General features: G+C 44.8%; 29 protein-coding genes and 1 tRNA gene. 23 read left to right on the forward strand and 7 right to left on the reverse strand.

Going from position 1 to position 24388, the window contains the following annotated elements; translation table 11 throughout:
* The first annotated feature begins 100 nt into the window (after positions 1-100).
* The 5 genes from MHI14_RS09785 to MHI14_RS09805 all read left to right on the forward strand — a co-directional run bounded on the left by MHI14_RS09785 (position 101) and on the right by MHI14_RS09805 (position 3734).
* Complete coding sequence (locus tag MHI14_RS09785) at positions 101-1321, forward strand: MalY/PatB family protein (RefSeq protein ID WP_105599672.1); 1221 nt, start codon at positions 101-103, stop codon at positions 1319-1321.
* A 241-nt stretch (positions 1322-1562) separates the two neighbouring features.
* A complete protein-coding gene (ung, locus tag MHI14_RS09790; RefSeq protein ID WP_017687368.1) occupies positions 1563-2231 on the forward strand; it encodes a uracil-DNA glycosylase in 669 nt (222 codons plus the stop codon).
* Between the two features lie 19 nt (positions 2232-2250).
* On the forward strand, positions 2251-2670 hold the full coding sequence (locus MHI14_RS09795; protein WP_017687369.1) for a hypothetical protein: 420 nt from the start codon (positions 2251-2253) through the stop codon (positions 2668-2670).
* Between the two features lie 230 nt (positions 2671-2900).
* Positions 2901-3485: an LOG family protein gene (locus MHI14_RS09800; protein ID WP_133385519.1), complete on the forward strand. Its 585-nt coding sequence runs from the start codon at positions 2901-2903 to the stop codon at positions 3483-3485.
* A 120-nt stretch (positions 3486-3605) separates the two neighbouring features.
* On the forward strand, positions 3606-3734 hold the full coding sequence (locus MHI14_RS09805) for a hypothetical protein (protein WP_255319930.1): 129 nt from the start codon (positions 3606-3608) through the stop codon (positions 3732-3734).
* Between the two features lie 218 nt (positions 3735-3952).
* Here the strand turns inward: MHI14_RS09805 and MHI14_RS09810 are convergent, their stop codons facing one another.
* A complete protein-coding gene (locus MHI14_RS09810) occupies positions 3953-4219 on the reverse strand; it encodes a hypothetical protein (protein WP_036614763.1) in 267 nt (88 codons plus the stop codon).
* 231 nt (positions 4220-4450) lie between these two features.
* Between MHI14_RS09810 and MHI14_RS09815 the strand changes: the two genes are divergently transcribed.
* From MHI14_RS09815 to MHI14_RS09835, 5 genes are all read left to right on the forward strand, one after another.
* Entirely contained in the window at positions 4451-5188 is a 738-nt protein-coding gene (locus tag MHI14_RS09815) for a glycerophosphodiester phosphodiesterase (RefSeq protein WP_133385518.1), read from the forward strand.
* 272 nt (positions 5189-5460) lie between these two features.
* Entirely contained in the window at positions 5461-6516 is a 1056-nt protein-coding gene (locus MHI14_RS09820) for a FecCD family ABC transporter permease (RefSeq protein WP_036614761.1), read from the forward strand.
* A gap of 2 nt (positions 6517-6518) precedes the next feature.
* The gene (locus MHI14_RS09825; protein ID WP_091028555.1) at positions 6519-7550 is read left to right on the forward strand and encodes a FecCD family ABC transporter permease; all 1032 of its coding nucleotides are present in this window, start codon (positions 6519-6521) and stop codon (positions 7548-7550) included.
* A gap of 44 nt (positions 7551-7594) precedes the next feature.
* Positions 7595-9310, forward strand: a complete 1716-nt coding sequence (locus MHI14_RS09830; RefSeq protein ID WP_091028558.1) for an ABC transporter ATP-binding protein — start codon at positions 7595-7597, stop codon at positions 9308-9310.
* A gap of 230 nt (positions 9311-9540) precedes the next feature.
* Complete coding sequence (locus tag MHI14_RS09835; RefSeq protein WP_133385516.1) at positions 9541-9870, forward strand: hypothetical protein; 330 nt, start codon at positions 9541-9543, stop codon at positions 9868-9870.
* 194 nt (positions 9871-10064) lie between these two features.
* On the opposite strand, the gene MHI14_RS09840 is transcribed toward MHI14_RS09835, so the two are convergent.
* Positions 10065-10979: a carboxypeptidase-like regulatory domain-containing protein gene (locus MHI14_RS09840; protein WP_165980227.1), complete on the reverse strand. Its 915-nt coding sequence runs from the start codon at positions 10977-10979 to the stop codon at positions 10065-10067.
* Between the two features lie 196 nt (positions 10980-11175).
* Between MHI14_RS09840 and MHI14_RS09845 the strand changes: the two genes are divergently transcribed.
* The 4 genes from MHI14_RS09845 to MHI14_RS09860 all read left to right on the forward strand — a co-directional run bounded on the left by MHI14_RS09845 (position 11176) and on the right by MHI14_RS09860 (position 13998).
* Positions 11176-11757, forward strand: coding sequence for a DUF3221 domain-containing protein (locus MHI14_RS09845; RefSeq protein ID WP_341130245.1), 582 nt, complete (start codon positions 11176-11178; stop codon positions 11755-11757).
* A 179-nt stretch (positions 11758-11936) separates the two neighbouring features.
* The gene (locus MHI14_RS09850) at positions 11937-13019 is read left to right on the forward strand and encodes a DUF3626 domain-containing protein (protein ID WP_249912177.1); all 1083 of its coding nucleotides are present in this window, start codon (positions 11937-11939) and stop codon (positions 13017-13019) included.
* Between the two features lie 15 nt (positions 13020-13034).
* The gene (locus MHI14_RS09855) at positions 13035-13463 is read left to right on the forward strand and encodes a DUF5071 domain-containing protein (RefSeq protein ID WP_133385512.1); all 429 of its coding nucleotides are present in this window, start codon (positions 13035-13037) and stop codon (positions 13461-13463) included.
* A gap of 97 nt (positions 13464-13560) precedes the next feature.
* The gene (locus MHI14_RS09860) at positions 13561-13998 is read left to right on the forward strand and encodes an Imm8 family immunity protein (RefSeq protein ID WP_249912179.1); all 438 of its coding nucleotides are present in this window, start codon (positions 13561-13563) and stop codon (positions 13996-13998) included.
* 139 nt (positions 13999-14137) lie between these two features.
* On the opposite strand, the gene MHI14_RS09865 is transcribed toward MHI14_RS09860, so the two are convergent.
* Complete coding sequence (locus MHI14_RS09865; protein ID WP_091014199.1) at positions 14138-15040, reverse strand: manganese catalase family protein; 903 nt, start codon at positions 15038-15040, stop codon at positions 14138-14140.
* 261 nt (positions 15041-15301) lie between these two features.
* On the opposite strand from MHI14_RS09865, the gene MHI14_RS09870 reads away from it, so the two are divergent.
* The 4 genes from MHI14_RS09870 (at position 15302) to MHI14_RS09885 (ending at position 16669) form a co-directional block, all read left to right on the forward strand.
* A complete protein-coding gene (locus MHI14_RS09870; protein WP_133385510.1) occupies positions 15302-15610 on the forward strand; it encodes a hypothetical protein in 309 nt (102 codons plus the stop codon).
* Between the two features lie 56 nt (positions 15611-15666).
* On the forward strand, positions 15667-15987 hold the full coding sequence (locus MHI14_RS09875) for a DUF3889 domain-containing protein (protein ID WP_133385509.1): 321 nt from the start codon (positions 15667-15669) through the stop codon (positions 15985-15987).
* 195 nt (positions 15988-16182) lie between these two features.
* On the forward strand, positions 16183-16404 hold the full coding sequence (locus tag MHI14_RS09880) for a hypothetical protein (RefSeq protein WP_133385508.1): 222 nt from the start codon (positions 16183-16185) through the stop codon (positions 16402-16404).
* Positions 16391-16669 carry a hypothetical protein gene (locus MHI14_RS09885; protein ID WP_445670334.1) on the forward strand — a complete coding sequence of 93 codons (279 nt, stop codon included), beginning with the start codon at positions 16391-16393 and terminating at the stop codon, positions 16667-16669. The genes MHI14_RS09880 and MHI14_RS09885 overlap by 14 nt, the downstream gene beginning before the upstream one ends.
* 75 nt (positions 16670-16744) lie before the next feature.
* On the opposite strand, the gene MHI14_RS09890 is transcribed toward MHI14_RS09885, so the two are convergent.
* The 3 genes from MHI14_RS09890 to MHI14_RS09900 all read right to left on the reverse strand — a co-directional run bounded on the left by MHI14_RS09890 (position 16745) and on the right by MHI14_RS09900 (position 18034).
* Positions 16745-16981 (reverse strand): DUF3892 domain-containing protein, encoded by a 237-nt coding sequence (locus MHI14_RS09890; RefSeq protein WP_017687389.1) that lies wholly within the window; start codon positions 16979-16981, stop codon positions 16745-16747.
* 113 nt (positions 16982-17094) lie between these two features.
* Entirely contained in the window at positions 17095-17538 is a 444-nt protein-coding gene (locus MHI14_RS09895; RefSeq protein WP_338595004.1) for a GNAT family N-acetyltransferase, read from the reverse strand.
* A gap of 238 nt (positions 17539-17776) precedes the next feature.
* Complete coding sequence (locus MHI14_RS09900; RefSeq protein ID WP_133385507.1) at positions 17777-18034, reverse strand: hypothetical protein; 258 nt, start codon at positions 18032-18034, stop codon at positions 17777-17779.
* Positions 18035-18163: 129 nt separating this feature from the next.
* On the opposite strand from MHI14_RS09900, the gene MHI14_RS09905 reads away from it, so the two are divergent.
* The 5 genes from MHI14_RS09905 (at position 18164) to MHI14_RS09925 (ending at position 22846) form a co-directional block, all read left to right on the forward strand.
* Positions 18164-18235 (forward strand) — tRNA-Val (locus MHI14_RS09905).
* Positions 18236-18478: 243 nt separating this feature from the next.
* Positions 18479-20689 carry a M1 family metallopeptidase gene (locus tag MHI14_RS09910; protein ID WP_133385505.1) on the forward strand — a complete coding sequence of 737 codons (2211 nt, stop codon included), beginning with the start codon at positions 18479-18481 and terminating at the stop codon, positions 20687-20689.
* Positions 20690-20902: 213 nt separating this feature from the next.
* A complete protein-coding gene (locus MHI14_RS09915; protein WP_133385504.1) occupies positions 20903-21160 on the forward strand; it encodes a hypothetical protein in 258 nt (85 codons plus the stop codon).
* 1 nt (position 21161) lies between these two features.
* Complete coding sequence (locus MHI14_RS09920; protein ID WP_341130246.1) at positions 21162-22157, forward strand: hypothetical protein; 996 nt, start codon at positions 21162-21164, stop codon at positions 22155-22157.
* A gap of 2 nt (positions 22158-22159) precedes the next feature.
* Positions 22160-22846 (forward strand): hypothetical protein, encoded by a 687-nt coding sequence (locus tag MHI14_RS09925; protein WP_091028587.1) that lies wholly within the window; start codon positions 22160-22162, stop codon positions 22844-22846.
* A gap of 171 nt (positions 22847-23017) precedes the next feature.
* On the opposite strand, the gene MHI14_RS09930 is transcribed toward MHI14_RS09925, so the two are convergent.
* The gene (locus MHI14_RS09930; RefSeq protein ID WP_091028588.1) at positions 23018-24229 is read right to left on the reverse strand and encodes a chromate transporter; all 1212 of its coding nucleotides are present in this window, start codon (positions 24227-24229) and stop codon (positions 23018-23020) included.
* Between the last annotated feature and the right edge of the window lie 159 nt (positions 24230-24388).

The raw sequence follows: 24388 nt of genomic DNA on the forward strand, positions 1-24388 counted from the left end.
GATTGTATTGCATTTGATGCAATTCCGGCGTCATGAAATAATAGGTGTAATACGACATGAAACGACAATGAAAAGTAAAGCAGATAGAGGAGCAGAAGCTATGAAATATAACTTTGATGAGATTATTGATCGCACAGGAACAAATGCCATGAATACGGATGGTTTCCGTCAATATATTTTTAACGCCACAGAGGACATGACTTTTCCATTCAAAGATGAAGAGTTTATTCGCATGTGGATTGCAGATATGGAATTTGCCACACCTCCCGAGATTCTGGATGCAGTTAAGGAGCGTCTGGACCGTAGAATTATGGGTTACTCCCAGGTGTTTGATCCGGCATATTACGAAGCTGTCTCGAACTGGATGAAGAGATACTATGACTGGTCCTTCCCGAAGGAGCATTTGGAGACCTCAAACGGGATCATCCCCGCTTTGTATGAACTGGTGGAATATATCTGTCAATCGGATGAGAAAGTACTGATCGTGACTCCGTCTTATGGTTTCTTCAAGTCAGCAGCGGAGCATAATGATCTTGAACTGGTATGTTCGGATATGCTCAATGAGCAGGGACGTTACTCGATTGATTTTGAGGATTTTGAAGCCAAGGCCAAGGATGAAAAGGTAAGGGTTTGTATTTTCTGCAACCCCCATAATCCGTCTGGACGCGTCTGGACAACGGAAGAGTTACAACGTGTGGGTGAGATCTGTCTGAGGAACAATGTATGGATTATTTCGGATGAAATTCACTGTGATCTGCTGCGGACTGGCAAGAGACATACGCCACTCGCGAAGCTGTTCCCGGATACCGATCGAATCATTACATGCATGTCTCCGAGCAAAACATTCAATATGGCTGGTCTGATGTTCTCCAATGTCATCATTCCGAATAAGGCACTTCGAGACATCTGGCAGACACGCCATTATGGTTTCAAAAACCCACTGAGCATCGCTGCCACTCAAGCGGCTTACGAAACGGGTGATGAGTGGCTGAAACAATTAAAAGGTTATCTAGACGCCAATTTCGCCTGCGTAGAACAGGTTGTGAAGCAGCATCTACCACTAGCTGTTTTTCACATTCCGGAAGCAACATATCTGGCCTGGATTGATATCTCGGCATATGCTCCCCAAAATGTAAGTTTACCGTTATTCTTCGCGGAGCAAGCGGGTGTGTTGCTCGAAGATGGTCATATGTTTGTAGCCAATGGTGAGGGTTGTATTCGGTTGAATCTGGCTTGTCCCCGTGCTGTCCTTCAGGAAGGATTACGGAGAATCAGCAGTGTGCTTGTGAAAGAAGTCGAAGAGGTGCCCGTCCAAGTGTAAATTCATCAAGTCATCACGCAACAGCGAGATGACTTTTTTGTATGAGTATACGGATTGCAGTAAGAACAAGGTTTATTTTGAGGTGAACTTATACCCTGATGTGCAATTCTGGTCTGCTGTCCCCGGTTATGTTAAAATGGTGGATAGTCTATGAGTTGCATGACATGCGGCTCTCAGAAGGAAGAGCCCAGTAATTGGGCTGAAGGAAACTGCATTCACCAGGGGAAAGGAGCCTATACATATGTTTGGAAACGATTGGGACAAGGTGCTTCAGGAAGAGACGGAAGCCGAATATTTTAACAAGATTCGTTACACTCTCGCCGCTGAGTACAAAACACAGACGGTGTTTCCGCCCAAAGAAGACCTGTTCTCCGCACTGAAGCTGACGCCGTATCATCAGGTTAAGGCCGTTATTATTGGTCAGGACCCTTATCACGGAGCGGGACAGGCTCATGGCTTAAGCTTTTCGGTTAGACCGGGGGTACGTGTACCTCCTTCTCTGAAAAATATATATAAGGAACTTCATGCCGATCTGGACCTGCCAATTCCGAATCATGGATCTCTGGTTCATTGGGCGCAGCAGGGAGTCCTGCTATTAAATGCTGTTCTGACGGTCCGTGAAGGTCAACCGAACTCCCATCAGGCACTGGGCTGGCAGACGTTTACGGATGCTGTCATTCGCGCGCTGAATGAACGTTCAGAGCCGATGGTATATATGCTGTGGGGCAGTCATGCCCAGAAGAAAGGTGCATTTATTAACAGGGACAAGCATCTGGTACTGGAGTCAACACATCCCAGTCCGCTGGCTGCGCATCGCGGATTCCTCGGCAGTCGTCCCTTTTCCAAAGCCAATGACTTCTTGACCTCCAAAGGTATTGAACCGATCGATTGGAAGATACCTGAAAACTAGACAGATGGAGGTGAGAACATTGCGACATTGGATAGGACGAAAAGTAGCGGTATATCGTGCAACAGGCATACGGGAGCCATTAAAGGGAACGCTGGTCGAGTGGGATGAAGAAGCGGAATGTGTACGGATTGGACCGAAACGGATTAAGGTGTCGTTTGACAATATCGCAATGATCAGACCTCTTCCCGAAGAGAGTCTTCCCTTAAAGAAAGCACGTTCTGAAGTGCACAAGGTTGGATATGTGATGAAAAAGGCGATTCAGTTCGAAAATGCGATCTATTTCAAGTCACAGGTTATGATCTGGCGCCGGGCCAAAATTGTAGCGTTATCCACGACGATTCTGCGCCATGACGAGGATCAGGTTGAACTTGCAGATGGTCGTGTTCTTCGTAAAGACAAGCATATGTTTGTCGTACGTTCACGCCGTGGGATACGTTAGTACCACAAAGATTTAATATTCATTTCATGCAAAGATCATATGGATTTAATGTTTGGTCTGTATATTAGATAGTAACAACCCCTTCTAAATTGATGTGTATTAAAACGGGAGCCCGGCCGGCTGCAAACGGTCGGGTTTTTTTGTCCATTGATTCTGTTAACCTGTTGTACATACCCATAACATTCATGTTATATACTATTAAGATAGATCATGAGAAGGAGTGAAACCCAATGAAACGTATAGCTGTTTTTGCAGGCTCCAATCCGGGAAATCACCCCGAATATACAGAGAAGGCTGTTCAACTGGGCAAACAAATTGCTGATAGCGGGTATGCATTAGTCTATGGTGGTTCTTGTATGGGCTTGATGGGTGCGGTAGCCGATGCTGCTCTTGAGCATGGGGGAGAAGTAATTGGGGTTATGCCTACCGGATTGTTCCGGGGCGAGGTTGTTCATGGAGGACTGACACAACTGATTGAAGTGGGAACCATGCATGAACGGAAGGCTACGATGGCTGAATTATCCGATGGATTCATTGCACTTCCCGGCGGCATGGGTACATTTGAAGAACTATTCGAGGTACTGTGCTGGGCACAGATCGGTATTCATCGTAAGCCTGTTGGCTTATTAAATGTCAACGGATATTATGGACCGCTAATGAAGATGGTAGAACATAGCGTACAGGAAGGATTCTCCAACACTTCGCATCTCAGTCTGTGGAGTCTGGAAGCTGATCCGGCTGAACTGATCAAACAAATGTCATCCTATATTCCTGCAGAGCTGACTCAGAAGTGGTCACAACTCAACGGGAAATGAGTGCATAAGAAGACGGGCCTGTACCCAATCGTTCCTCGGGAGAATTTTCGATCTGCCCAAGCAAGTTGCGCTATCGGACATAGTCTATAGTGTACTTCGATGAAGAGGGGAGTGTCACTGATGAGCGAACTCAAAGGTACAGGTTACGGATATTGCGGAGGCTTCGGTGGTGGAGCATGGACATCGACAGGTGCAATTCTGGTATTGTTCATTCTGTTGGTTATTATCTCTCGCACATTCATTCTGTAATTCGGTCAGTATCCCGGGACGGGGATGACGCTGCAGAGGCAGCGCCCGAATAAAAAATGACCTTTCCAAAGAGACGCTGGTATATGCCGGCGTTTCAGGGGAACGGTTTTTTGACGTTTCCAGCATATGTTGAGTATTTGAAAAAGCAAAAACCTGCCCCTGAATAAGGTCAGAAGCAGGAGAGAGCCCCCTGAGCCATTAGCTGCGCAACAAGCAGCTTACACCACAACAGCAGTTTGATCCGGATTACTTAACGATTTCCAGGCGATATATAGCCCGATGGCGGCTGCAATTAAGGAGAGTATTGCTGCAACAATAGCCAGCTGATCCAGTGTGTTGGGTGAACTGGAGTTAAGAGAACGCTGATTAGCCGTCTTGCCGGATTTGTTTTTGATATGGACAGATGATCTGGAAAGCCTGGAAGCCGACTGTAACTGGGATGTGTGAGGACGCGTAGGTATCGATTTTTTCTTTGAGGGATTCAATAGTCAACCTCCTTATAACGGAGTTCAGTGCTTCCATCGTTCATACTATGTTATGTCGATTTTCAGATTGAGTTCGCAAAAATGAGTGAATCCCCAGCCCGTTAGATGTTGGGCCCGGTCGCTAGTATCAGCGAAGCAGGTAACCCATTATACGCTCTGTTAATACAGGTCTAACAAACGGTGTTTATAGTAAGGATCATAGAGTGAAGCTTGAACACAGGAGGCGCTGGAATGAGGAACATGGAGATTATTGCCCACCGTGGTGCATCTGCCGTATGCCCGGAGAATACGATGAGCGCTTTTGAACGGAGTCTGGAGCTTGGAGCGACAGGCATTGAGACCGATGTGCAGATGACGAGTGATGGCAGACTGGTACTGATTCATGATGAGACGTTAAGCCGAACTGGCGGCGCAGATGGCTGGGTTAAGGATACGACTTACGATCAATTGCGCACACGGGATGCAGGGGCCTGGTTCCATGCTGATTTTGCCGGCGAACGTATTCCTTCTCTGGAGGAGTTATTCAAGCTGGTACAGGGGAAAGGAACCCTGCTTAATCTGGAATTGAAAAATGGTATTGTGAGTTATAAGGGGATGGAAGAAAAGGTCATACAAGCGATCCGGGGCTGGAATCTGGAGCAACAGGTCGTGCTGTCCAGCTTCAATCATACTTCGCTTGTGAGATGTAAACGTCTTGCCCCGGAGATTCGTACAGCACTTCTATATATGGAAAAGTTGTATCGTCCTTATGATTATGCCGCCAAACTCGAAGCTTCAGGCCTTCATCCCTACAAGCTGGCTGTCACACAAGAAGATGTTGCTGCTGCACTGGCACATGGCGTTGTTACCTACCCATTTACGGTGAATGATCCTGCCGAGATGCAGGTCATGATTGACATGGGTGTGCAGGGGATCATTACTGATGTTCCGGATGTCTTGGCATCCTTACTTACTGTACATGCCCGTTAAACGAGTCTGTATTTTACATGTTCTACATATGCAATGATAAGGCTGTGTTCGAGCTTTTTGGCTCTTGCGCAGCCTTTTTGCGTGTAAAATTGTGTGCAAATCTTCATATATGCAATAAACATGTCCTATTTGTCCATTGCCAGAGCCCGTGGATTCACTTACAATGGTCTATGGGAATGAGAATCAATATCATTAAAGTTCGGTATTTATAGAGAGGTGATTGTTATGTACATAGGTTTGAGCAGCTCCACTCATAACGAGGGTGGGCGCGTATGAGTTCACAAGCTTCACCAGAAAAACATAATCCGGATTCACCCACAGCGAAGATACACACTCGTCCGTGGGCAGCCACACTTATTCTTACAGGGGGAGTTTTGCTACTCGCTCTGGGTATGGCGTTGTCCATTTCATTTGGTGCTGCTGATATTAAGCTTAGTGTAGTCTGGAAGGCTATCTTTGATTTTAATCCTGAGCTGACACCACATCAGATCATATGGGAGATTCGATTACCACGTATCCTTGGAGGAGCAATGGTAGGTGCATGTTTCGCTGTAGCTGGTGCGATCATGCAGGGTATGACTCGTAACCCGCTGGCCGATTCAGGTCTGCTTGGGTTAAATGCGGGAGCTGGATTTGCGCTTGCAGTTTGTTTTGCCTTCTTCCCTGGATTGCCATTTATGTATATCATCATGTATTCCTTCCTTGGGGCAGGGCTTGGTGTCCTGTTGGTGTATGGTTTTGGTGCAGCTTCCAAATCAGGCCTTACACCACTACGCCTTGTACTTGCAGGTGCGGCTGTATCAGCGATGTTGTCGGCACTCAGTGAAGGGATTGCATTATATTTCAGAATTGGACAAGATCTGGCTTTCTGGACAGCCGGTGGTGTAGCCGGAACGAAGTGGTCTCAACTTGAGGTCATGTTCCCATGGGTACTCGCGGCACTGATCGCAGGTCTTCTCATCTCCCGTTCCATTACTCTGCTTAGTCTCGGAGAAGATATTGCGGTGGGCTTGGGGCAACGTACTGGGCTGATCAAGCTCATAGGCCTGATTGTTGTACTGATTCTCGCGGGTACGGCTGTGTCCGTGGTGGGTGCGGTCGGTTTTGTTGGACTCATTATTCCCCATCTCACGCGGAAGCTGGTTGGGGTCGATTATCGCTGGATTATTCCATGTTCCGCTGTGATGGGCAGTCTGTTGCTCGTATTTGCGGATCTGGCTGCACGTATGATTAACCCGCCGTACGAGACGCCAATTGGCGCATTGGTTGCCCTCATCGGGGTACCATTCTTCCTGTATCTGGCGCGTAAAGAAAGGAGGACTCTGTAACTATGGAATCCTCAACAATAGTTGGAGCAGAGCGCAAGAAGAGAACCAAGAGTACGATTGTCCTCATTGTGCTTGCCCTATTAATTATTACGGCTTTTGTGGTGAGCATGAACACAGGTTTTACCAAGCTTTCGCCGCTTGAGGTGATGCGAACCCTGTTTGGTGGAGGCACGGCGAAACAGGAATTGATCCTGTTTGAATTCCGTCTGCCACGTATTGTAATTTCGGTGCTGGTCGGGGCCGGACTTGCGTTATCTGGTTGTATTTTGCAGGGAGTATCTCGGAATGCGTTGGCAGATCCGGGGATCCTCGGGATTAATGCAGGTGCTGGTCTGGTCGTCATGTTATTTGTTTCCTTTTTCCCGACAACGACAGCGGCGCCGGTATTTCTTTTACCAATTCTGGCCCTGATCGGTTCTGGTTTTGCTGCATTTCTGATCTACGTTCTCTCTTATAAAAAAGGAGAGGGCATCCTGCCTACGCGTATGCTGCTAACGGGGATCGGGGTAGCGGCGGGAATCAGTTCTGCCATGATCGTGCTTACGTTACGGCTTAGTCCGGAAAAGTATCAATTTGTAGCTACCTGGATGGCAGGCAGCATCTGGGGTTCGAACTGGAAATTTGTAACGGCATTGCTACCGTTTCTTATTATTCTTGTCCCGCTTGTTCTGTATAAGGCACGTGTATTGAACGTACTGAATCTGGGGGACCAGACTGCAAGCGGACTCGGGACTCCGGTTGAGCGTGAGCGACTGATTTTGCTTGCGGCTGCTGTAGGACTTGCCGGCTCATGTGTATCTGTAAGTGGGGGGATCGGTTTTGTTGGTCTGATCGGACCGCATTTGGCTCGTCGTCTGGTCGGTCCCAAACATCAATTTCTTTTACCCGCATCTGCACTGATCGGTTCATTGCTCGTACTGGTTGCAGATACGCTGGGTCGTGTCATACTACAGCCTTCGGAGATTCCTGCGGGGATCCTGGTTGCCATTATTGGTGCGCCATACTTCCTGTACCTCTTAAGCAAGACGAAATAGAACGTAATCATCATTGTGTGGTTGCATAAGGAGGACTTCAGTCCATGCTTCGCCGTTTCTTTGCCTATTATAGGCCTTACAAAAAGCTCTTTATTCTTGACTTCAGTTGTGCGATTTTAGTCGCTCTGCTGGAGCTGGCATTTCCACTGGCGGTCAACCGGGTAGTCGATGATCTGCTGCCAGGCGGCCGCTGGGACTGGATTCTATGGGCGTGTCTAGCACTGCTAGGCATCTACTTCCTGAATTCATTTCTGAACTTCGTGGTTACCTATTGGGGACACAAGCTGGGCATTAACATTGAGACGGATATGCGTAAAAGTCTGTTTAATCATGTGCAGAAGTTATCGTTCCGTTTCTTCGATAATACAAAAACAGGACACCTCGTCTCCCGCATGACTAACGACCTGATGGATATCGGTGAGATTGCCCATCATGGTCCAGAGGATGTATTTATTGCGGTAATGACGCTAATTGGTGCATTCAGTATCATGATGAGCATTAACGGAAATCTGGCGGTGTTAACCTTTATCATCGTACCGCTGATTATCTATCTCTCGCTCTACTTTGGGAGTAAAATGTCCAAGGCATTCAGCCGAATGTTCGGAGATATTGCGGACTTCAACGCCCGTGTTGAGAACAATATCACAGGTATCCGTGTTGTTCAGGCTTTTGCTAATGAAGAGCATGAAAAAGCACAATTCGCTGTGAACAACGGTCGTTTCCGTCAGACGAAACTAATCGCATATAAAATCATGGCCTGGAACTCCTCTGTCAGTTATATGCTGATGAAGCTGGTATCCCTCTTTGTCCTGGTATGCGGAACATGGTTTGTCATTAATGGCAGTATGACCTACGGTCAGTTCATTGCATTTATTATGCTGTCCAATGTGTTCCTGACACCAATTCAGAAGATCAACTCGGTTATCGAGACGTATCCCAAGGGGATTGCAGGCTTCAAACGTTATACGGAGCTGCTCGATATGGAACCGGATGTGGAAGATCGTCCAGGGGCCGTTGCGGTATCCCATTTGCGTGGAGATATTCGTTATGAGCAAGTGACCTTTGGTTATTCGGATCAGGAGCCAGTACTCAAAGGTATCGATTTAAATGTACATGCAGGGGAAACCGTGGCCCTCGTCGGTCCATCGGGTGCAGGTAAAACAACGCTGTGCAGTCTGCTACCACGATTCTATGATGTGCTGGAAGGTCGCATCACGATTGATGGTCAGGAGATACAGGACATGACACTGGACTCCTTGCGCAGCCAGATCGGTATTGTACAACAGGATGTATTCCTTTTCGATGGAACCATTCGGGAGAATATTGCCTACGGCAAGCTGGATGCATCCGAAGAAGAAATCTGGATGGCCGCCAGACGTGCACAGATGGAACCCTTGATTCAATCGATGCCGGAAGGGCTGGATACGTTAATTGGTGAACGCGGCGTGAAGCTGTCCGGTGGACAGAAACAGCGTTTGTCCATTGCCCGTATGTTCCTGAAAAACCCGCCAATTCTGATCCTGGACGAAGCCACTTCTGCTCTGGATACAGAAACGGAAGCGGCGATTCAGCAATCCCTTGCTGAATTGTCCGAGGGCCGGACCACACTGGTTATTGCTCACCGATTGGCTACGATCAAAAATGCAGACCGCATTATTGTCGTTGCTGAACAAGGTATTACGGAGCAGGGACGTCATGAAGAATTACTCGCAGCAGGTGGGGTGTACAGCCGCCTTCACTATGCGCAGTTTGGCGCGTAACCTGTTCGATGTGGATGTAACAATGTAATACGAGAAGTAACGCCATCGTTCTTGACTTGGAAGGAGTCAGGACGGTGGCGTTTTTTTCTTTTTCATGATCAAGTGTGGGTCAGGGGTACTGTGCTCTTATCTGCCTGTGATCATGGATATGGAAACGGGTAATATAGTAAAGAGAACGCTTAACGTGTAAGATATGTTCATCATCTTGCAAGATATAGGAGGTACACGATATGCAGTTGAACGATATGCTGAAGATTCTTATAACCTGTCTATTATTTATTCTGATTTGGTGGCTTCTGACTCAAGGGATTCGCAAACTTTCCAGTACTCGTGCGGGGTCTGGTTTTCCACGCTGGAGTGGATGGTCCATTGGACTTTTCATTGTTGGCGCCGTGCCACTCGGTTTTTCGCTATACACAGAGATCTTTGATAAGCGCCTGGATGCTAACATCGGGTTGGGGCTTGCCATGTTTTTTGTATGGGCTTATTGTGTGATCTTGTTGTGTGCGGCGTTGGTGGTATGGGGAAGGTATGTGAACAAGCAGCGTAGAAAGCTGTGAAGGGTTTAATAACCTGTTTACGATGGTTACATCTGTATGCTTGGACATAATGAAAGGCTCATGACCGAATTCGTATAGAGAATTCATCATGAGTCTTTTGGGTTAGTTTATGATTATACTGGAAATTCAGTTCTACAAATACGATAGATGGCCATGGAAGACTACTCAGAGGTTATTGTAAAAGAACCCAAGGTTCATGGATTCTTTTTAAGAACAAAATTAACTGTGTTATGATCTCCTGGGACTAAATCTACTAATACTATGTGTCTTGGATACCCTGTAAAGTCTGCGGCTAGTGCGACTGAACCTGCCATAGTGCGTCTGAGAATGAAGTATCCGTGAGCATCAGTCGTTGTTCTTGTAGGATTACCACTTATTATGACCCCAGGAATAGGTACCCCGTTTTCATCAACCACCTGTCCCCTTACATGTGCAGCCGCTTCTAACACTACGTCGATTTGGATCGTTTCACCTGCTCGGATGCCTAGACGATCTTCCACGTAGGGAACATAGTTGTCACTATCAACCCAAATTGCAATGTTTGCACTATAATCGTAATCAATACCCGTTACGGTATATCTGCCATTTTCATCTGTTTCGACCAGGTATGGGACACTTGTAACTTCAATTTTAGCACCAGCGATGGGCTGGCCAGTCTGGTCTTTTACCGTGCCTATGATTGTGGAAGGCTCATATAACTGGATGTCATGTTTCACCTCATCACCAGGTCTTAGCGTAAAGGTATCGTGTTTATTATATGAAATGTAGGTGATGAAACCATCTGCACTGACGTATAAATACATATCTGTAGAATCTCGTACAACAGCCTCAATATGGTAATTTCCGTTCTCATCTGCTACTGTACTATATTTCGTTATTTCTCCTAGGTGATTGAGTTCATATTCAACATTGGCGTGGGGTACCACATTTCCTCCTCTATCCGTAACCTTTCCATAAACAACAGCCGGTAGGGTGATATCGTTCTCGTAAGTAGAAGGTGATGCCGCTGAACCAGCAGCATGAGATGTTTCAGCATATGTAATGTAAAGTAAGATAGTAAAAATACATAGCATGAATGATTGAATTACCCCTTTTGGACTGTGGATCATACATGGTTTCCCCCTCATTAATTATATTACCTCATATAAATGATACGTTTTGTATCAAAAGAAAACAAGAAGAATTTTGGGTGTATTTGTAAATCAAGCACTCAAAGTTGACTCCATTGTTATGCAACAATAACCTGATCTGGGACGTTAGCAATAAGAAGCAGAAAGTGAACATTGTTAGAGGGGGAACTAAGAGGTGTCTAATCTTCGTATCGTTTGTACTATACTCTCGATCTGGATACTAGGTCTTATGGGATGTGCTGGATCAAACGAATGCAAGTCAGAACAGACTATAGCAAATTCACCGACAGAAAAGGGTTTCACTGGTTATGTGGTTGAACGCAAAGACAATTCCATTCTTGTGGTTGATCCTGCATTTCAAAATTACAGTTCCAATGGAGGAAAAAGTCGGTATTATCCGGCAAAATGGTTCTCCAATGCACCTGATCCGCAGATCGGCTCCTATGTTGAAGTCTGGACGGATGGAGGCCCGGAAAATCAACCCTATCCTGGGCAGGCCAGAGCAGAAAAGATAGCGGTATCTTGTCCAAATACTCCAGACGGTGCGCACATGACGGATGCGGATGCGATTCGTAGCGGACTGCATTCACTTGATACAGAGAACATGCATATTCCCGTCATAGAGGACACACGGTTTGATGCAGATACAGGGACATGGACCATTCAGATGCGAGATGCGAATACAGCGAATGAAGAGCAAGTAGTTCATGTGACCGTGAAGGATGAGGAGAAAGTTAAGACACAAGGCGGAGAATAAGGGGTTCATAGCTTTATGATGGTGGAGGAACACGCGTTGCACATGGATATGATTCAAATTGAAAGAAGTGACACGGGTTGGATTCATTGCAAACTATCATAATTTTGAACCGACTGTAAGTTCCCTTACTGTCCATCATGTATTATGATTTTATAAAAAGGGAAAGGACTCTTACGCGCATGGAATTATCAAGGTCTCAGCAATTAGCTCAAGAGCATGTAACCAATTATGCAAAAAGCCGCAAAAATGAGGCGGAGCAAACCATTAGAGAAATCCTTCGTATGTCCAACATCGAGCTGAAGGCATTTGAAAAAGCTATCAATAAACTAAAATCTCATGCAAGTATTGCGCTACACTTTCACCCAGATCGATTAGATCCGAATATGAAAAGCGTGGCTGAGGCACTACTTGAGCAGGGGGGTTATAAAAGTCAGTTTGAGACTTTTTTATCGAATGGAAGTGTATCCGCATTTTCAGGCGGTGAACGTGACGTTTGGGAGAATAAAATGTTTGGCGGAGCGTACCAAATAAATGGCTCAACCAATAGCGAACGGCCCAAGTATGGGGCACTCAATGTCATGTTACATCCCGATGGACCTGCTCCGCGTTTTGGATCATGTTATTTCCTTTTATCCACTGAGGTCTCTCAACGTTGCACGTATACATATTTGGATTCTCACCAAGACCCTGAGGAAAAGGGGACGTATGAGGAATTTGACCTCATTTTGGCTGCTCTCTTGAGGGATGTATTTTATAGTAATTTTGCCATTGGTGAAAGAAATCTAACGGTTCAAAAGTTAATCGATCATATGCTCGTCAATCTTGAGAAACGATTCCAAAATCCATCAAACCAAGAGCCAAACGGAAATCTTGATCATTATATCGAAGCTCAGGTTCATGGTGACATTTCCCTTGAAAAGGATGTAGAGATGCTTGTTGCCGACCCATCATTTAAAGGCACACATACAGGACGAATCTTAGAGCAGATTTGTTTAAAGTATTCCATTGATCTCTACTGGCACAGGGGCTTTACACTATTAGTTGATGACGTTCCTATGGATTTTCGAGGTCCTTCGATGCCTTCACTAGCCAAAAGAATTGCAAAAAGTGATTTGATTGATGCAAATATCATTGGTTCTGCAGCTATGGACTTGAAACGAAACCCAAGCCATTGGAGTGATAGAGGAACCTACAAAGAAGTTCTACAAGAATTAAAACTACTTTGGCATGTCTTAGTGAGATATGGAAAGCCAATGGAGTAATAGGAGAGAGATTAAATGGATATTAGGGCGTGTCTTCCCCGCGATAAGTCTGATTTTGAAGCAGTTAGCAAGTTAAATGAATTTAGTAATGAAGAGTTGAAAGGCATTATTCCAGAACTTATGGAGTGGTTGCAAGACGGGAATTGGCCTATCTCTAAGCCGGTAGAGGATCTACTATTGAGACTGGGCGAAGATTTAATTCCTCATGTTAAGGATGTATTGCAAACCCAAGATCCACAGTGGGAATATTTCATTTTGGTCGGATTAATTGATCGATTACCTATATCTCATCTAAGTATGCTACAGACGGATTTGGTAAGGATACTGGAATCTCCTACACCGAGTGAGGTACTTGAGGATTTGGATGAGGTTATCGTAGAGCTTTTGGAAAAGATGGAGGTACATCAAAGAGAGAGCAGTGGAGATGGAAGTTTGGATACATAGAACCTGCTGCTTGATGATCTGAGAAAATGGAATACGCAGCATTGCAATAAAAAATAGCTTTTTATGGAAAATACTAGATGCCTAAGAGGTGAGAAAAGTGATTAAACCGATTTTGAAAGATCTTATCATTACTGGAAATCCGAATATTCATGGCAAGTTACAATTCACGGAAACTGAAGATATTGGAGACGATTTTTACTTGTCAGGGACAGCCTGTATTGGGACGGAAGATTCTGAAGGTGAGGATAATTTTGATTTTACAATCATAACTCCGAAAGCTTTAGAAAAAGAACTTAGAGATGGAACAGATATCGTAATAGGTGCAAGGCACTTTATTGTTAATAAACTGGACTTCGAATTAATATCTCAAACAATAGATCGAATTCTTTTGAAACAGCAAGGAGAAACCTGGGAAGATGTAACTAAAAATCTTGCCCCTTATTTCAGTTGGGAATATACAGATTCTATACGTTTAAATAGTGAGGAAGAGCTCTGGCAGATGATCAACAGACATTCAATTGAAGACGCTGATTAACTTAAAAAATCGAAGTTGTCTTACCTTCAGAATCACCTTGCGGGGATTAATGATGGATAGAAGACAGCAAAGCCCTCAATACTGCGTTGACAGTATCGAGGGCTCTATTATTTTTACACATCTCCTGTACAACTTCGATTTAATCCGCAATATTCCCAGCCATCTTCAGGCGACGTGCAATTTCCTTGAAGTCTTCTTGCGATATACCTGGTGCGAATTCTTCCTCGACCGCAGGAGCTTCCGGAATCGGGAATCCTTCAGGTATCCCTTGGATGACTTCAAGAGGTTGTCCATCTTCGGGGTGAGTCCCTTTCCAGATCTGGCCGATCGCATTGAAGTCTTTATCACTATAAGTGTACAGCTTGGTGTGTACCCCTTTTTCTTCGTATTTACGAGCCTCGTTGAAGGCTTTGTTGTTCAGTGAAGGGATAGGAACCAGCTTGGTCACATTTACGCCAGTTGCAATCTCAAGTGCTTTTGCATATGCCACGACATGCACGCCGCCACGTACCAGCAGGAAACCAACCACTTCCCGGGCTGCCGGGTGATCTGTCATCTCATATACTTTCATCTTATGGGTACGAGCGCCACATTCGAGGAAGAAGTTATGCAGCAGATCCTCGACCAGATTGCCGCTGTTGAAGACGTTTGCTCCCGTCCATGGATTGCCCATAGAGTCAAAAGGCATTGCGCCTTGTGCACCTGCCAGATAGTGATACGACAGACGAGCATCTTTCACCGAACCTAGCGGCGTATCGTCGGGTTCTTTGTACTCGGTTGAACCTCTGAGGCACTTGTTAATGCCATGAGACACGAGCTCAACATGACCCAATTCTTCGGCGGTAATACTCATGACGAGGTCATAGAAGGGCTTCAGCTTTTCTTTGGATCGAAAATTAAATGATTGATAGAGGTAGTTGTTCAACGTTGACATTTCTCCGAATTTGCCGCCGAGCAATTCTTGTATGGCTGCCGCAGCATTCGGATCTGGCTTCTCGACATTGGGAATCTCAATCAGGATTTCATCCAAGCGTTTGAACATTCGGTGTAACCTCCTCAAATTGGTATGGCAGATCGTGTAGAATTTCAGATTGTGAAGTCTCTCTGTCATGGCCTATTACACGTCTATTGGATTTTTCAAACAAAAAATCAACCAAATGGGACTTAAGCATTGTATAACGTTATGTCTCAACTCTTCTTCCATTTATTATTTCCAATACGGTCAAATTTATGTATAATCAAACATTCAAACAAGTCTTCACGTACAAGAGAAATGAGTCAGTAATCCATAAAGGAGTAAGAGATGAACAAGCGTTGGATACAAATAGTTGGGATTGTGATGTTTCTAATGATTCTGATGTACATAAGCAGCGAGCCTGCCACAGCATATGTCGTTACGAACGAGGTTCAGGTGGATGAAGAAACGCGGGAGTTACTTGAAAAGAAATACGGGTTGGATCGTCCTGAGGAGCCGAAGATACAACAACACGTTTTCTCGGGTGACTGGGGAATGAGTTTCCGGACGGAGCCTCCTGATTCGTTTGACCGGCTTGTTCATGTGGTTCCTTTTTCCCTACGGCCACTGGCATGGATCTTTCGTTTATTCGTGTAAAACGAAACCCGGACGGGCAAGATAACAGAAACATATTGTCCCAAGGAGTGAGTAAAATGAGAATGCTCATCGTTACCGTCATGTCGGTAGTCCTGAGTTTGGCCGGAATGACATCAGGCACTGGCTCCGCCATCCCCGATTATGCGAAGTGGGGAATTATTGCGGTCAAAGAAACACAGACCAAGTATAATGTGGATATTTTGGACTATAAGCATATCGGTCGTACCTCTCTAACAGCGGATCAATCACGGGAACAGTTCAAGCTATGGGTTCGTGCGAAAGACGGCAAACAATTCGCAGTTTATGTGAATGTTGATTTTAATCCATCTACACAGCAATTAAAGAAAGTACAATTTTCGGAATCGGATCGACACTGATCCGTTACTGAACTAGGTCATTACAAGTCACGTAGTTATATGAGCAGCATTATTAGAGAAACCAGACTGCCTTAATCATTAAGGTGAAAGTCTGGTTTTTTTATTTTACAAAATCCTTTTTTTACTATTGAATAAAGAACTTATGTTCGCATATAATATGAAATACAAACAAATGTTCTTATCGGAGGGATGATTATGCTAGGGAAATATATTGGCCAGATGGTGGAGCTTGTCTACATGGATCGTGAAGGGCAGATAACGCAGCGACAGATTCGAATTAACAGTGTACGTGGCGGGATGATTAGAGCATCAGCGGGAAAAGAAGGCTCACCCCGAACCTTTCTGGAGCAAGGTATTCTGGCATGGCGTCCTGTTAAGGACCTGAATGGGGAGGTAAAGTATGTTGAACGATTTTGAACGCAAGATTTTACGTATTATGGTGAACTATGCAGGACAACGGCGCAGGATGCCGCGTATGGATGAACTGGAGACCAAGACGGGACGAAGCAGAGCTTACATTCATGAGTCATTGCTGGAGCTTGAACGAACCGGGCACATCGCGTGGGAGAATCGGTCTACTCTCGAAGGGATACAGATTTTGCAGGCATGGGAACAGGTACAACAGCCGATTCGCAAAAGCCAGCCTTCCGGGGAGTCCGTAAAATATTTTACGGACTACTAATTCTAATAAGAAAACGCCAACCCGGATATCCTGATCGGCGCTTACTGTGTCACACATACGACGTGTGCATCTATTTTAGAAATGGGGAAGTTGGTCCAGGTTGTTGGTTGGGTCACCGTCGGCATCGCCGCGAATGTACATTTCGCCATCCTTGCCTTTAAATACATTCACACCGGCAATAGCTCCAGCCTTTACTTCTGCAAGTGCCTGCTGATAATCCAGTACACGTCCTGCTGAAGTCTGAAATGCTGTCAGGTCACCGTCGCCATTTTTCTGTACGGCTGTGAAACTCTCGCGTGTCGTTTGATCCATGATGTCACACTCTCCTTATATGACGAGATAGGAATCTGTTTACCTGATTAGCGTATCCGAATTCCTCGGAAGTATGCACCATATGCTGATAAAGACCTGCCCACGCCGAGGGTCTACAAGCTCTTTCTCATACGAACATGCAGAATATCTGCATCATAAAAAGGTTCTTCCGAAATCACTTCATAGCCCAGTTTTTCATAGAATTTCTGTGCCTGACATTGCGCATCCAGTACAGAATAGGTTAAGCCAAGTTCACGTGCCAGCTCCTCCATCGCGAGCAGAAGCACTCGTCCATAACCAAAAGAACGATGAGATTCAAGCACCGCGATCCGCTGCATTTTGGCCGTATCTTTGCTGTAATAGATCAGACGTCCTGTGGCTACAGCTTGCCCATCCGTACTTAACAATACATGATGCACATCTGGACTGATGACATCATATTGATCAATCTCAATCTCGGCAGGCACCTGTTGCTCGATCACAAAAACGTGATGGCGAATTTCCAGGGCTTGCTTCAGTTGTTCTTCTGTCGATACATAACTAATCTCAGCTGCCAATTCCATTCCTTCTTTCTGCTCTTGCGCGACATATCAGACTGAATTATACAAAAAAATGTTTTTCCTGTATAGTGAAGTCTGGAACATATTGGGAGAGGAGGGGGTAGTGATGGGCATGGCAGGCATCATGGTCATTACATTGTTAATGTCGGCGGGAATGATTGCTCTGTTGTATTACGTGACCAAGAAAGCATACTCACGCAAGTGGGATGAAGAGGAGTAACTAACCTGTTAACCTTCACGGTAATACTTCACTGCTTCCTCGTGGAGAATATACATCTTGAATAACAGATTTGGAGTATACGTCCAGCCAGACGGGTAGAGATTCAACATTCTCATTGGGTTGATTTAACTGTTGGAATTGAACCGTATGTTCATCCCGCTCCAAGCCGCAACCGGTAACGGTTGTAGTGAGGAACACAACACCAGCAAAGAGAAAGAAGCATTTGGTAAATGTATGTTTATTGGAATTGGACCGTTTTGTTGAGTTTCTCATAGGGGATTCACCTCGTTGTGTAAATGGTAATCTTTCCTTTATTGTGCACCATTTCGGATGAATTATAACCAAATAAATCATTGACAATGAACACGGTTACTTGATATGATACTGTTACTTGATTATTACAGGGCGATAGCTCAGCGGGAGAGCATTATCTTGACAGGGTAAGGGTCGTGGGTTCGATCCCCACTCGTCCTATATGTAAAATTAAAGGCAACTTCTTTTGAGAATTATATCTCAAGAGGAGTTGTTTTTTTTATATAATAATATGGCTACCTCCAATAATATGTGTAGGTGGTTTTTGTTGATAAAAAATTTAATGGTACAGTCTCTCTCTCTTCCTCTTTTTAAACAAAACTTAAATAAAACATAAATTCAGCGTAAGGTTCGTCTTCTATACTTGGTTCTGAGGTCAATATAGAACAGGAGAAGGAGAGAACTATGAATTATTCAAAACCATTTACATCAAAGTTAGCCAGAGTAGGGATCGCGGGTACACTGGCTTTAATACTGGCAGCAAGCCCACTTGCGAACATGAGGGTTGTTACCGCGGAAGCAGACCCAGCACCTGTATCTACGAAGATACATAACACACAGAAAGATTCTCTAGAGCAGACCCCGATTCAATACCAGATCCAGGCTCGGCTGAATGAGAAGGACATGACGATCCAGGGGAGCGAGAAGGTAACGTATCACAACACAAGCAAGGATACCCTCCAGCAGCTGGTCCTTCATACATATGCTGATGCAAACCTCTCCAAGTCTACACAGGCGAGCATGTACCAACAGCATAATGAAAAGATTAGTGAAGATCACCCGGAGAAGACAGCGGAGGACTTTCTGGGTGGCATCGATATTCAGGCTGTAACAGCAGATAGTCAATCGCTGGATTTCCATAAGGAAAACCAAGCGTTGACCGTGCAGTTGAAAGAGCCCGTTCAACCAGGCGAATCGGTATCATTCCAACTGGAGTTTCAGTTGAATATACCCTATGGCTCACAGCGAGTTTCCTACTACATGGACATGATCAATGGTGCGCACTGGTTCCCGGTGATGTCTGTATACGACGAGGTTAAACATCAATGGAACAAGGCACCGTATAGTCGAACATTTGAGAGCGATTATTACACCTCATCGGACTTTGAAGTTCAATTAAATGTTCCTGATGAGTACCAGGTAGCCATGCCAGGCACGATCACCACTCAAGACAGTACAGAACATGGACGTAAGATTGTATCTGCTGTAGCCGAGAATACGAGGGAGTTTGTTTTCTTTGCAAGTCCTAATCTTCAAGTGGAACGCGCTACCCGTAACGGTCTGACGGTGGAATACTATTATTACAACGATGATCCATCCAAGAAAAAGATAGTTGACCGGTACATTAATCAGGCATTCAAGGTCATTGATTTTTATAGTGAGAAATATGGCAAGTATCCTTATCCAGAGTTCCGAATTGTCGAGACTTATGTACAAGGCGTTGCCGTGGAGTATGCGAGGCTCATCCAGATGGGACAGATTCAAAATGGTGCTATTCCAGAAGAAGACACAACATTTGTTCATGAAATAGCGCATCAGTGGTTCCATGCATTGATCGGTAATAACTCGGAGACAGAATCCTTCCTGGATGAAGGCTTTGCTGATTTCTCCATGGTGTATTTTGCCGAGAAACAGGGAGACAAGTTAAATGGGTTCAGATCCATACAGTTTGATACTGCGCCCGTAGATATGGCGATTGCGTCAACAAACGATGAAGCTGGGGATTTGGCAGGTTTGGTATATTATCAGAAGGGAAGACAAGCGATCTATCAGCTTTACCGTTCCGTCGGTGAAGAGAAATTTGACGAGTTGATGAAGACATATTTCAAACGCTACGTGTACCAGAATGCAACGGTAGAGGGGCTGCTTCATACCATTGAAGATGTGCTTAGTAAGGAAGTACGTTCAGAAATGCAGATGGCCCTATATCAGCCTAACTTTGTCTTAAAGCCGGAATACCAATTATCACAGGAAGAGACCGCCGCCTATGTACATGACATGTTACAACAACAGTATCAGGCTGTCATGGGCATGATCCCTAATCTGCCTTATGAAGTGATGAATCGATTGATGGACAAAGTCCTTCAAGGCGAGGAATTAACCATTGTGCTCAGCGATCAGGTGAGTAAGCTTGCAACTAAACAACAGGAAGATATGGTTAATCAGTTGACCGGATTCCTTGATATGACCGGTATGAGATACGACATTATACGGGATCGCAAGGAACTGAAGCAAAAGATGAAAAAAGAGATTGGCAACAGCAATCTTATTGTCATTGGCAGTGCCAAGTCAAACGGATTGGTGCAGGCTTTAAAATTTAACATTATTGATCGGACGAAACAGACGGGTTTTCCTTGGAAAAATACCATGAATCAACCTCTCGCCGCGGGTGCATATGTTATCAAACATCCCTATAACCAGAATCGATTGATGCTTCACTATTTCTGGAATGAGGATCATCTGAGTGATGCGGCATTTGAAGCTTTTAAGCTGAAAATACAGGAGTCTATCGGATTCACTAACGACCTTTACCAGTACTATGTATTGGATAACCAAGGCAAAGAGAAATCCAATAAAAAAATAGCGAATCCCATATCTTCATTTTTTGCGGAGTAATAAGTAATTGGTTTTGCAGTTTCTTCGTTTAAACAGGTTAGCCAATTCGTATTGGTTAGCCTGTTTTCTGTTTAGTCATGTTTAACATAAGCAAACGGTTAGTTATATGAAAACCAGACTGAGAATAATAGGCTGTAAGATGGGCATAATGCTTTAACACAAAGGCAACTTCATGAATATACTTATCGGGAGAAAACAATAGGAGGGATTAATATGAAGGATCAACATTATCCGGGCATGCCATGGAAAGAGACAGTCACTGATCACAACGGTAAGAAAAGCAAAGGAATGAACAAAATGAAAGCGTATTCATATAATGCAGGCATTCGCTCTATCATTCGTTTTATTCAGGGGCCGGCTGCGAATATGGGTAATGTTGTTGATCTCTCAAATCTACTAAAGGGCACATCGGAATTAGTATACTTCTCTCCATTGGACATTGTCACCCTGCATGTTAAGGAGGTTGTGTAACATGTCAATGGTTGGAAAAAATATCCAGGCAGAACAGACTGCTAATGCAGCCAACAGTGTCACTTCGCCTTATGATTATTGCGATGCAGAAACCAGACGGATGTACACACCTCAATTTGATAAAAAAATGGACAATCCTATGTATACCGCTGCAATGGCGGGTCTTCAATCGATCTATTGGTTTCGGGCGATCAAGGTAAAGGGGCTTATCCCTGATGCAAAAGCAGATTATTATGCTACGTATTCTACCAACCATAATCACATCGGAGGAATTGGACTAGCCTATTCGAACAGCCCGACAGGACCATGGACCAAACACGGACAGGTGTATCTCGATACTGTGGTTGGGAATTCAACGGAAACTCCATTTGTGATCTGGAACGATGAAGAACAATTGTTCTTTATGTATTATCAACAAAACGGACTGGGGATCAATCAATCAACGGCACTTGCGACCTCTGTAGACATGATTAACTGGACAAGAGTGGGTTTGATTTTGGACAAACCTCCCGGGTTCCCAGGTGATGGTCATACTGGTTACTTCTCGTGTTTCAGAAATGGCGGCAAATGGATCGGTTTCTCAGTGATGGGCGGCGGTGACTTTGGTCGTAAATGTATCTGGCATTCACATGACGGACGTAGCTGGTTAGCTGATCCAAGACCATTAATGGGTGGTAATGATGCCACTTTAACAGCGGGAGAAAACATTTCGAGATCCAATGCTGGTGTATTTATGTACAAAGGGAGCATGTGGTGGCTGGGCATGTTATCGGCTTATGCTTCCGGTGGGGTTACGACAGTAGCTCGACCTGCCATTGCCAAGATCAGCGCAGACTTTCGTCAACTGCTGGACAAACCTACAGATATATATTTTCCGGCATTGACTTGGGAGACGACCAACATGCAATCCTTGATGGTGTCCGTTATGGACGGTGTAGTGTACGTGTATTACAATACCGATCATAATATCGGTGTAGCCTATTCGGTGGGGGTGTAGAGATGGTTATACGTGATGCAGCGGGTCAGATCGTGCCCTTTGGAAAGGTCCACAAACAGCTTGTGGCCGATTTTCTTTACGGAACGTTACCGGATTGGGTGGAGGTGGTGGGCACCCCTACGTTTGAGCCTTTGCCCGACAGAGGAACCATAACCGTTACAACACCGACAACGGCAGGAGCCACGGCAGAGTTGAAAATGAAACATCTGATTGACAGCTCGAAAGTAACAGCAATTGCAATCACTTTGGAAGCGCTACAATTAAACGGGAACATTGGAATCTCAGTTCAGGTTGGCATTAAATCGAAGGATAGCAAGGCCGGAATCACTTTTTTTCAAAACGTAAATCAGAAGTATGGTATGGTCCGTGCCTATAAAGCAGATGGAACGTACACGGATTTTAATCAAAACATGGTGTTCTTCACTACACATGGCGTAGCAGGAGATGAAGCACAGAACCGTAAGAATCTCACTGTGCTACTCTGTACCGGATTACAGTTCTCAGCTGGACTCGAGAGACCGTCCGTATGGCTTGGTGCGGATGATCAGTATGGTGGTGTTGCTGCTGACCTTAGCGGTGGGTTGTTCCAACATGGAGAACTGCAATGTCTTTTGAAACTGACTACAAGCAAGGCAGAGGCCAAGTATTTCAAATGTGCACAGATGAAAGTGGATATCTGGAGTAACTAATTAAACTGGAGAGATGTCTGAAGATGAACTAGGTGCATGATTTGAATTGGAATGCCGAAGAGAATAAATAGATAATCTGCATGGATCGGTAAAAAGACATACGTGCAGTGATTTGGTACCTAAGCACGGACACTTTGAAAAAGAAGTGCAGTGTTTGGGTACCTTTTTTATTTAGAGAAGGTTCATGATTGTACCGCCTGCTGCACCAGCAGCGACAACGATCCACGGTGGTACTTTCCAAAAAACGAGCATTAGAAACAACATACATACCAGTGCAAAATCAACAGGAGTTAGGATCGCAGTTGTCCAAAGCGGATCGTACAACGATGCCAACAAAATACCTACAACGGCTGCATTAATTCCGATTAATGCTCCTTGAATTTTTGAACTTTTACATAAAGAATTCCAGAAGGGCAATGCTCCTACGGTCAGAAGGAACGCTGGCAAAAAGATAGCAATCGTTGCAACCAAAGTACCTGGAACCCCACGCATCATCGCACCTAAATAACTGGCAAAGGTGAACAATGGTCCAGGTACAGCTTGTGCTGCTCCATATCCCGCCAAAAAGTCGGATTTGTTCATCAGACCTGCAGGGACGAATTCACGTTCCAGTAACGGAAGTACAACATGCCCTCCACCAAATACAAGTGAGCCTGAACGGTAGAAGCTATCAAAGAATAACAGCCACCCCGAACGATCAAAGGGTGTGAGTAACGGGAGAAGAACCAGGATTCCAAAGAACGTAGCCAAACAAATGATTGCCAACTTACGACTCACAGGGACAGACAAGTCTACTGTATTAATCCCTGTCATTTTTCTAAAATAGATCATACCTATCATGCCTGCAATAACAATAAAAAGGATTGGGGTGAACGCAGTTGGCCACACAAGAGTCGCCGCTGCAGTAAAGATAGCGATGGTTGCCCTGTAACGATCAGGAGTTAGTTTCTGCCCCATACCCAATATCGCCTGAGCGACAATAGCTACAGCAACAATTTTCAGACCGTGAATCCAGCCAGTACTGCTGATATCAAATCCTTGCATAAGGAAAGCAAACAAAACTAACGCAATGACAGAAGGAAGTGTGAAACCAAGCCAAGCCATCAGTCCCCCCAGCAAACCGCCGCGGATGATGCCAATTCCAATCCCGACTTGACTGCTGGCAGGCCCGGGCAAAAATTGACATAGCGCAACTAAATCTGCATAGCTTCGTTCATTCATCCACTTTCTACGGCGAACATATTCTTCATGAAAGTAACCAAGATGAGCGATTGGTCCTCCAAATGAAGTCAGGCCAAGTTTGGTTGATACAGCCAACACCTCAGAAAGTGCTCTGACTGTATGTTTGGGCTTGTCCGGGGTTAGAAATGAATTATTCTCCAAACGTGTTATTCCTCCTTAACGGTTCGATTTAGGTTATCCGATGGATGAAAGTTAAGGAAGGATACATTTCCTCTACCGATAACTACATTATAATCCTCCTCATCGCTATTCATTTAAACGCAGCATTAAACTATATTATTTTTTTATATTAGCTATTTA

The organism is Paenibacillus sp. FSL K6-2393 (assembly GCF_038002545.1).
Classification (GTDB): Bacteria; Bacillota; Bacilli; order Paenibacillales; family Paenibacillaceae; genus Paenibacillus.

Excerpts from the sequence above, each read along its gene's own strand:
- MHI14_RS09785 (WP_105599672.1), top strand. The coding sequence starts at position 101 with ATGAAATATAACTTTGATGAGATTATTGATCGCACAGGAACAAATGCC.
- ung (WP_017687368.1), top strand. The coding sequence starts at position 1,563 with ATGTTTGGAAACGATTGGGACAAGGTGCTTCAGGAAGAGACGGAAGCC.
- MHI14_RS09800 (WP_133385519.1), top strand. The coding sequence starts at position 2,901 with ATGAAACGTATAGCTGTTTTTGCAGGCTCCAATCCGGGAAATCACCCC.
- MHI14_RS09805 (WP_255319930.1), top strand. The coding sequence starts at position 3,606 with ATGAGCGAACTCAAAGGTACAGGTTACGGATATTGCGGAGGCTTCGGT.
- MHI14_RS09815 (WP_133385518.1), top strand. The coding sequence starts at position 4,451 with ATGAGGAACATGGAGATTATTGCCCACCGTGGTGCATCTGCCGTATGC.
- MHI14_RS09820 (WP_036614761.1), top strand. The coding sequence starts at position 5,461 with ATGAGTTCACAAGCTTCACCAGAAAAACATAATCCGGATTCACCCACA.
- MHI14_RS09825 (WP_091028555.1), top strand. The coding sequence starts at position 6,519 with ATGGAATCCTCAACAATAGTTGGAGCAGAGCGCAAGAAGAGAACCAAG.
- MHI14_RS09830 (WP_091028558.1), top strand. The coding sequence starts at position 7,595 with ATGCTTCGCCGTTTCTTTGCCTATTATAGGCCTTACAAAAAGCTCTTT.
- MHI14_RS09835 (WP_133385516.1), top strand. The coding sequence starts at position 9,541 with ATGCAGTTGAACGATATGCTGAAGATTCTTATAACCTGTCTATTATTT.
- MHI14_RS09840 (WP_165980227.1), bottom strand. The coding sequence starts at position 10,979 with ATGATCCACAGTCCAAAAGGGGTAATTCAATCATTCATGCTATGTATT.
- MHI14_RS09850 (WP_249912177.1), top strand. The coding sequence starts at position 11,937 with ATGGAATTATCAAGGTCTCAGCAATTAGCTCAAGAGCATGTAACCAAT.
- MHI14_RS09855 (WP_133385512.1), top strand. The coding sequence starts at position 13,035 with ATGGATATTAGGGCGTGTCTTCCCCGCGATAAGTCTGATTTTGAAGCA.
- MHI14_RS09865 (WP_091014199.1), bottom strand. The coding sequence starts at position 15,040 with ATGTTCAAACGCTTGGATGAAATCCTGATTGAGATTCCCAATGTCGAG.
- MHI14_RS09870 (WP_133385510.1), top strand. The coding sequence starts at position 15,302 with ATGAACAAGCGTTGGATACAAATAGTTGGGATTGTGATGTTTCTAATG.
- MHI14_RS09875 (WP_133385509.1), top strand. The coding sequence starts at position 15,667 with ATGAGAATGCTCATCGTTACCGTCATGTCGGTAGTCCTGAGTTTGGCC.
- MHI14_RS09880 (WP_133385508.1), top strand. The coding sequence starts at position 16,183 with ATGCTAGGGAAATATATTGGCCAGATGGTGGAGCTTGTCTACATGGAT.
- MHI14_RS09890 (WP_017687389.1), bottom strand. The coding sequence starts at position 16,981 with ATGGATCAAACGACACGCGAGAGTTTCACAGCCGTACAGAAAAATGGC.
- MHI14_RS09900 (WP_133385507.1), bottom strand. The coding sequence starts at position 18,034 with ATGAGAAACTCAACAAAACGGTCCAATTCCAATAAACATACATTTACC.
- MHI14_RS09910 (WP_133385505.1), top strand. The coding sequence starts at position 18,479 with ATGAATTATTCAAAACCATTTACATCAAAGTTAGCCAGAGTAGGGATC.
- MHI14_RS09915 (WP_133385504.1), top strand. The coding sequence starts at position 20,903 with ATGAAGGATCAACATTATCCGGGCATGCCATGGAAAGAGACAGTCACT.
- MHI14_RS09920 (WP_341130246.1), top strand. The coding sequence starts at position 21,162 with ATGTCAATGGTTGGAAAAAATATCCAGGCAGAACAGACTGCTAATGCA.
- MHI14_RS09925 (WP_091028587.1), top strand. The coding sequence starts at position 22,160 with ATGGTTATACGTGATGCAGCGGGTCAGATCGTGCCCTTTGGAAAGGTC.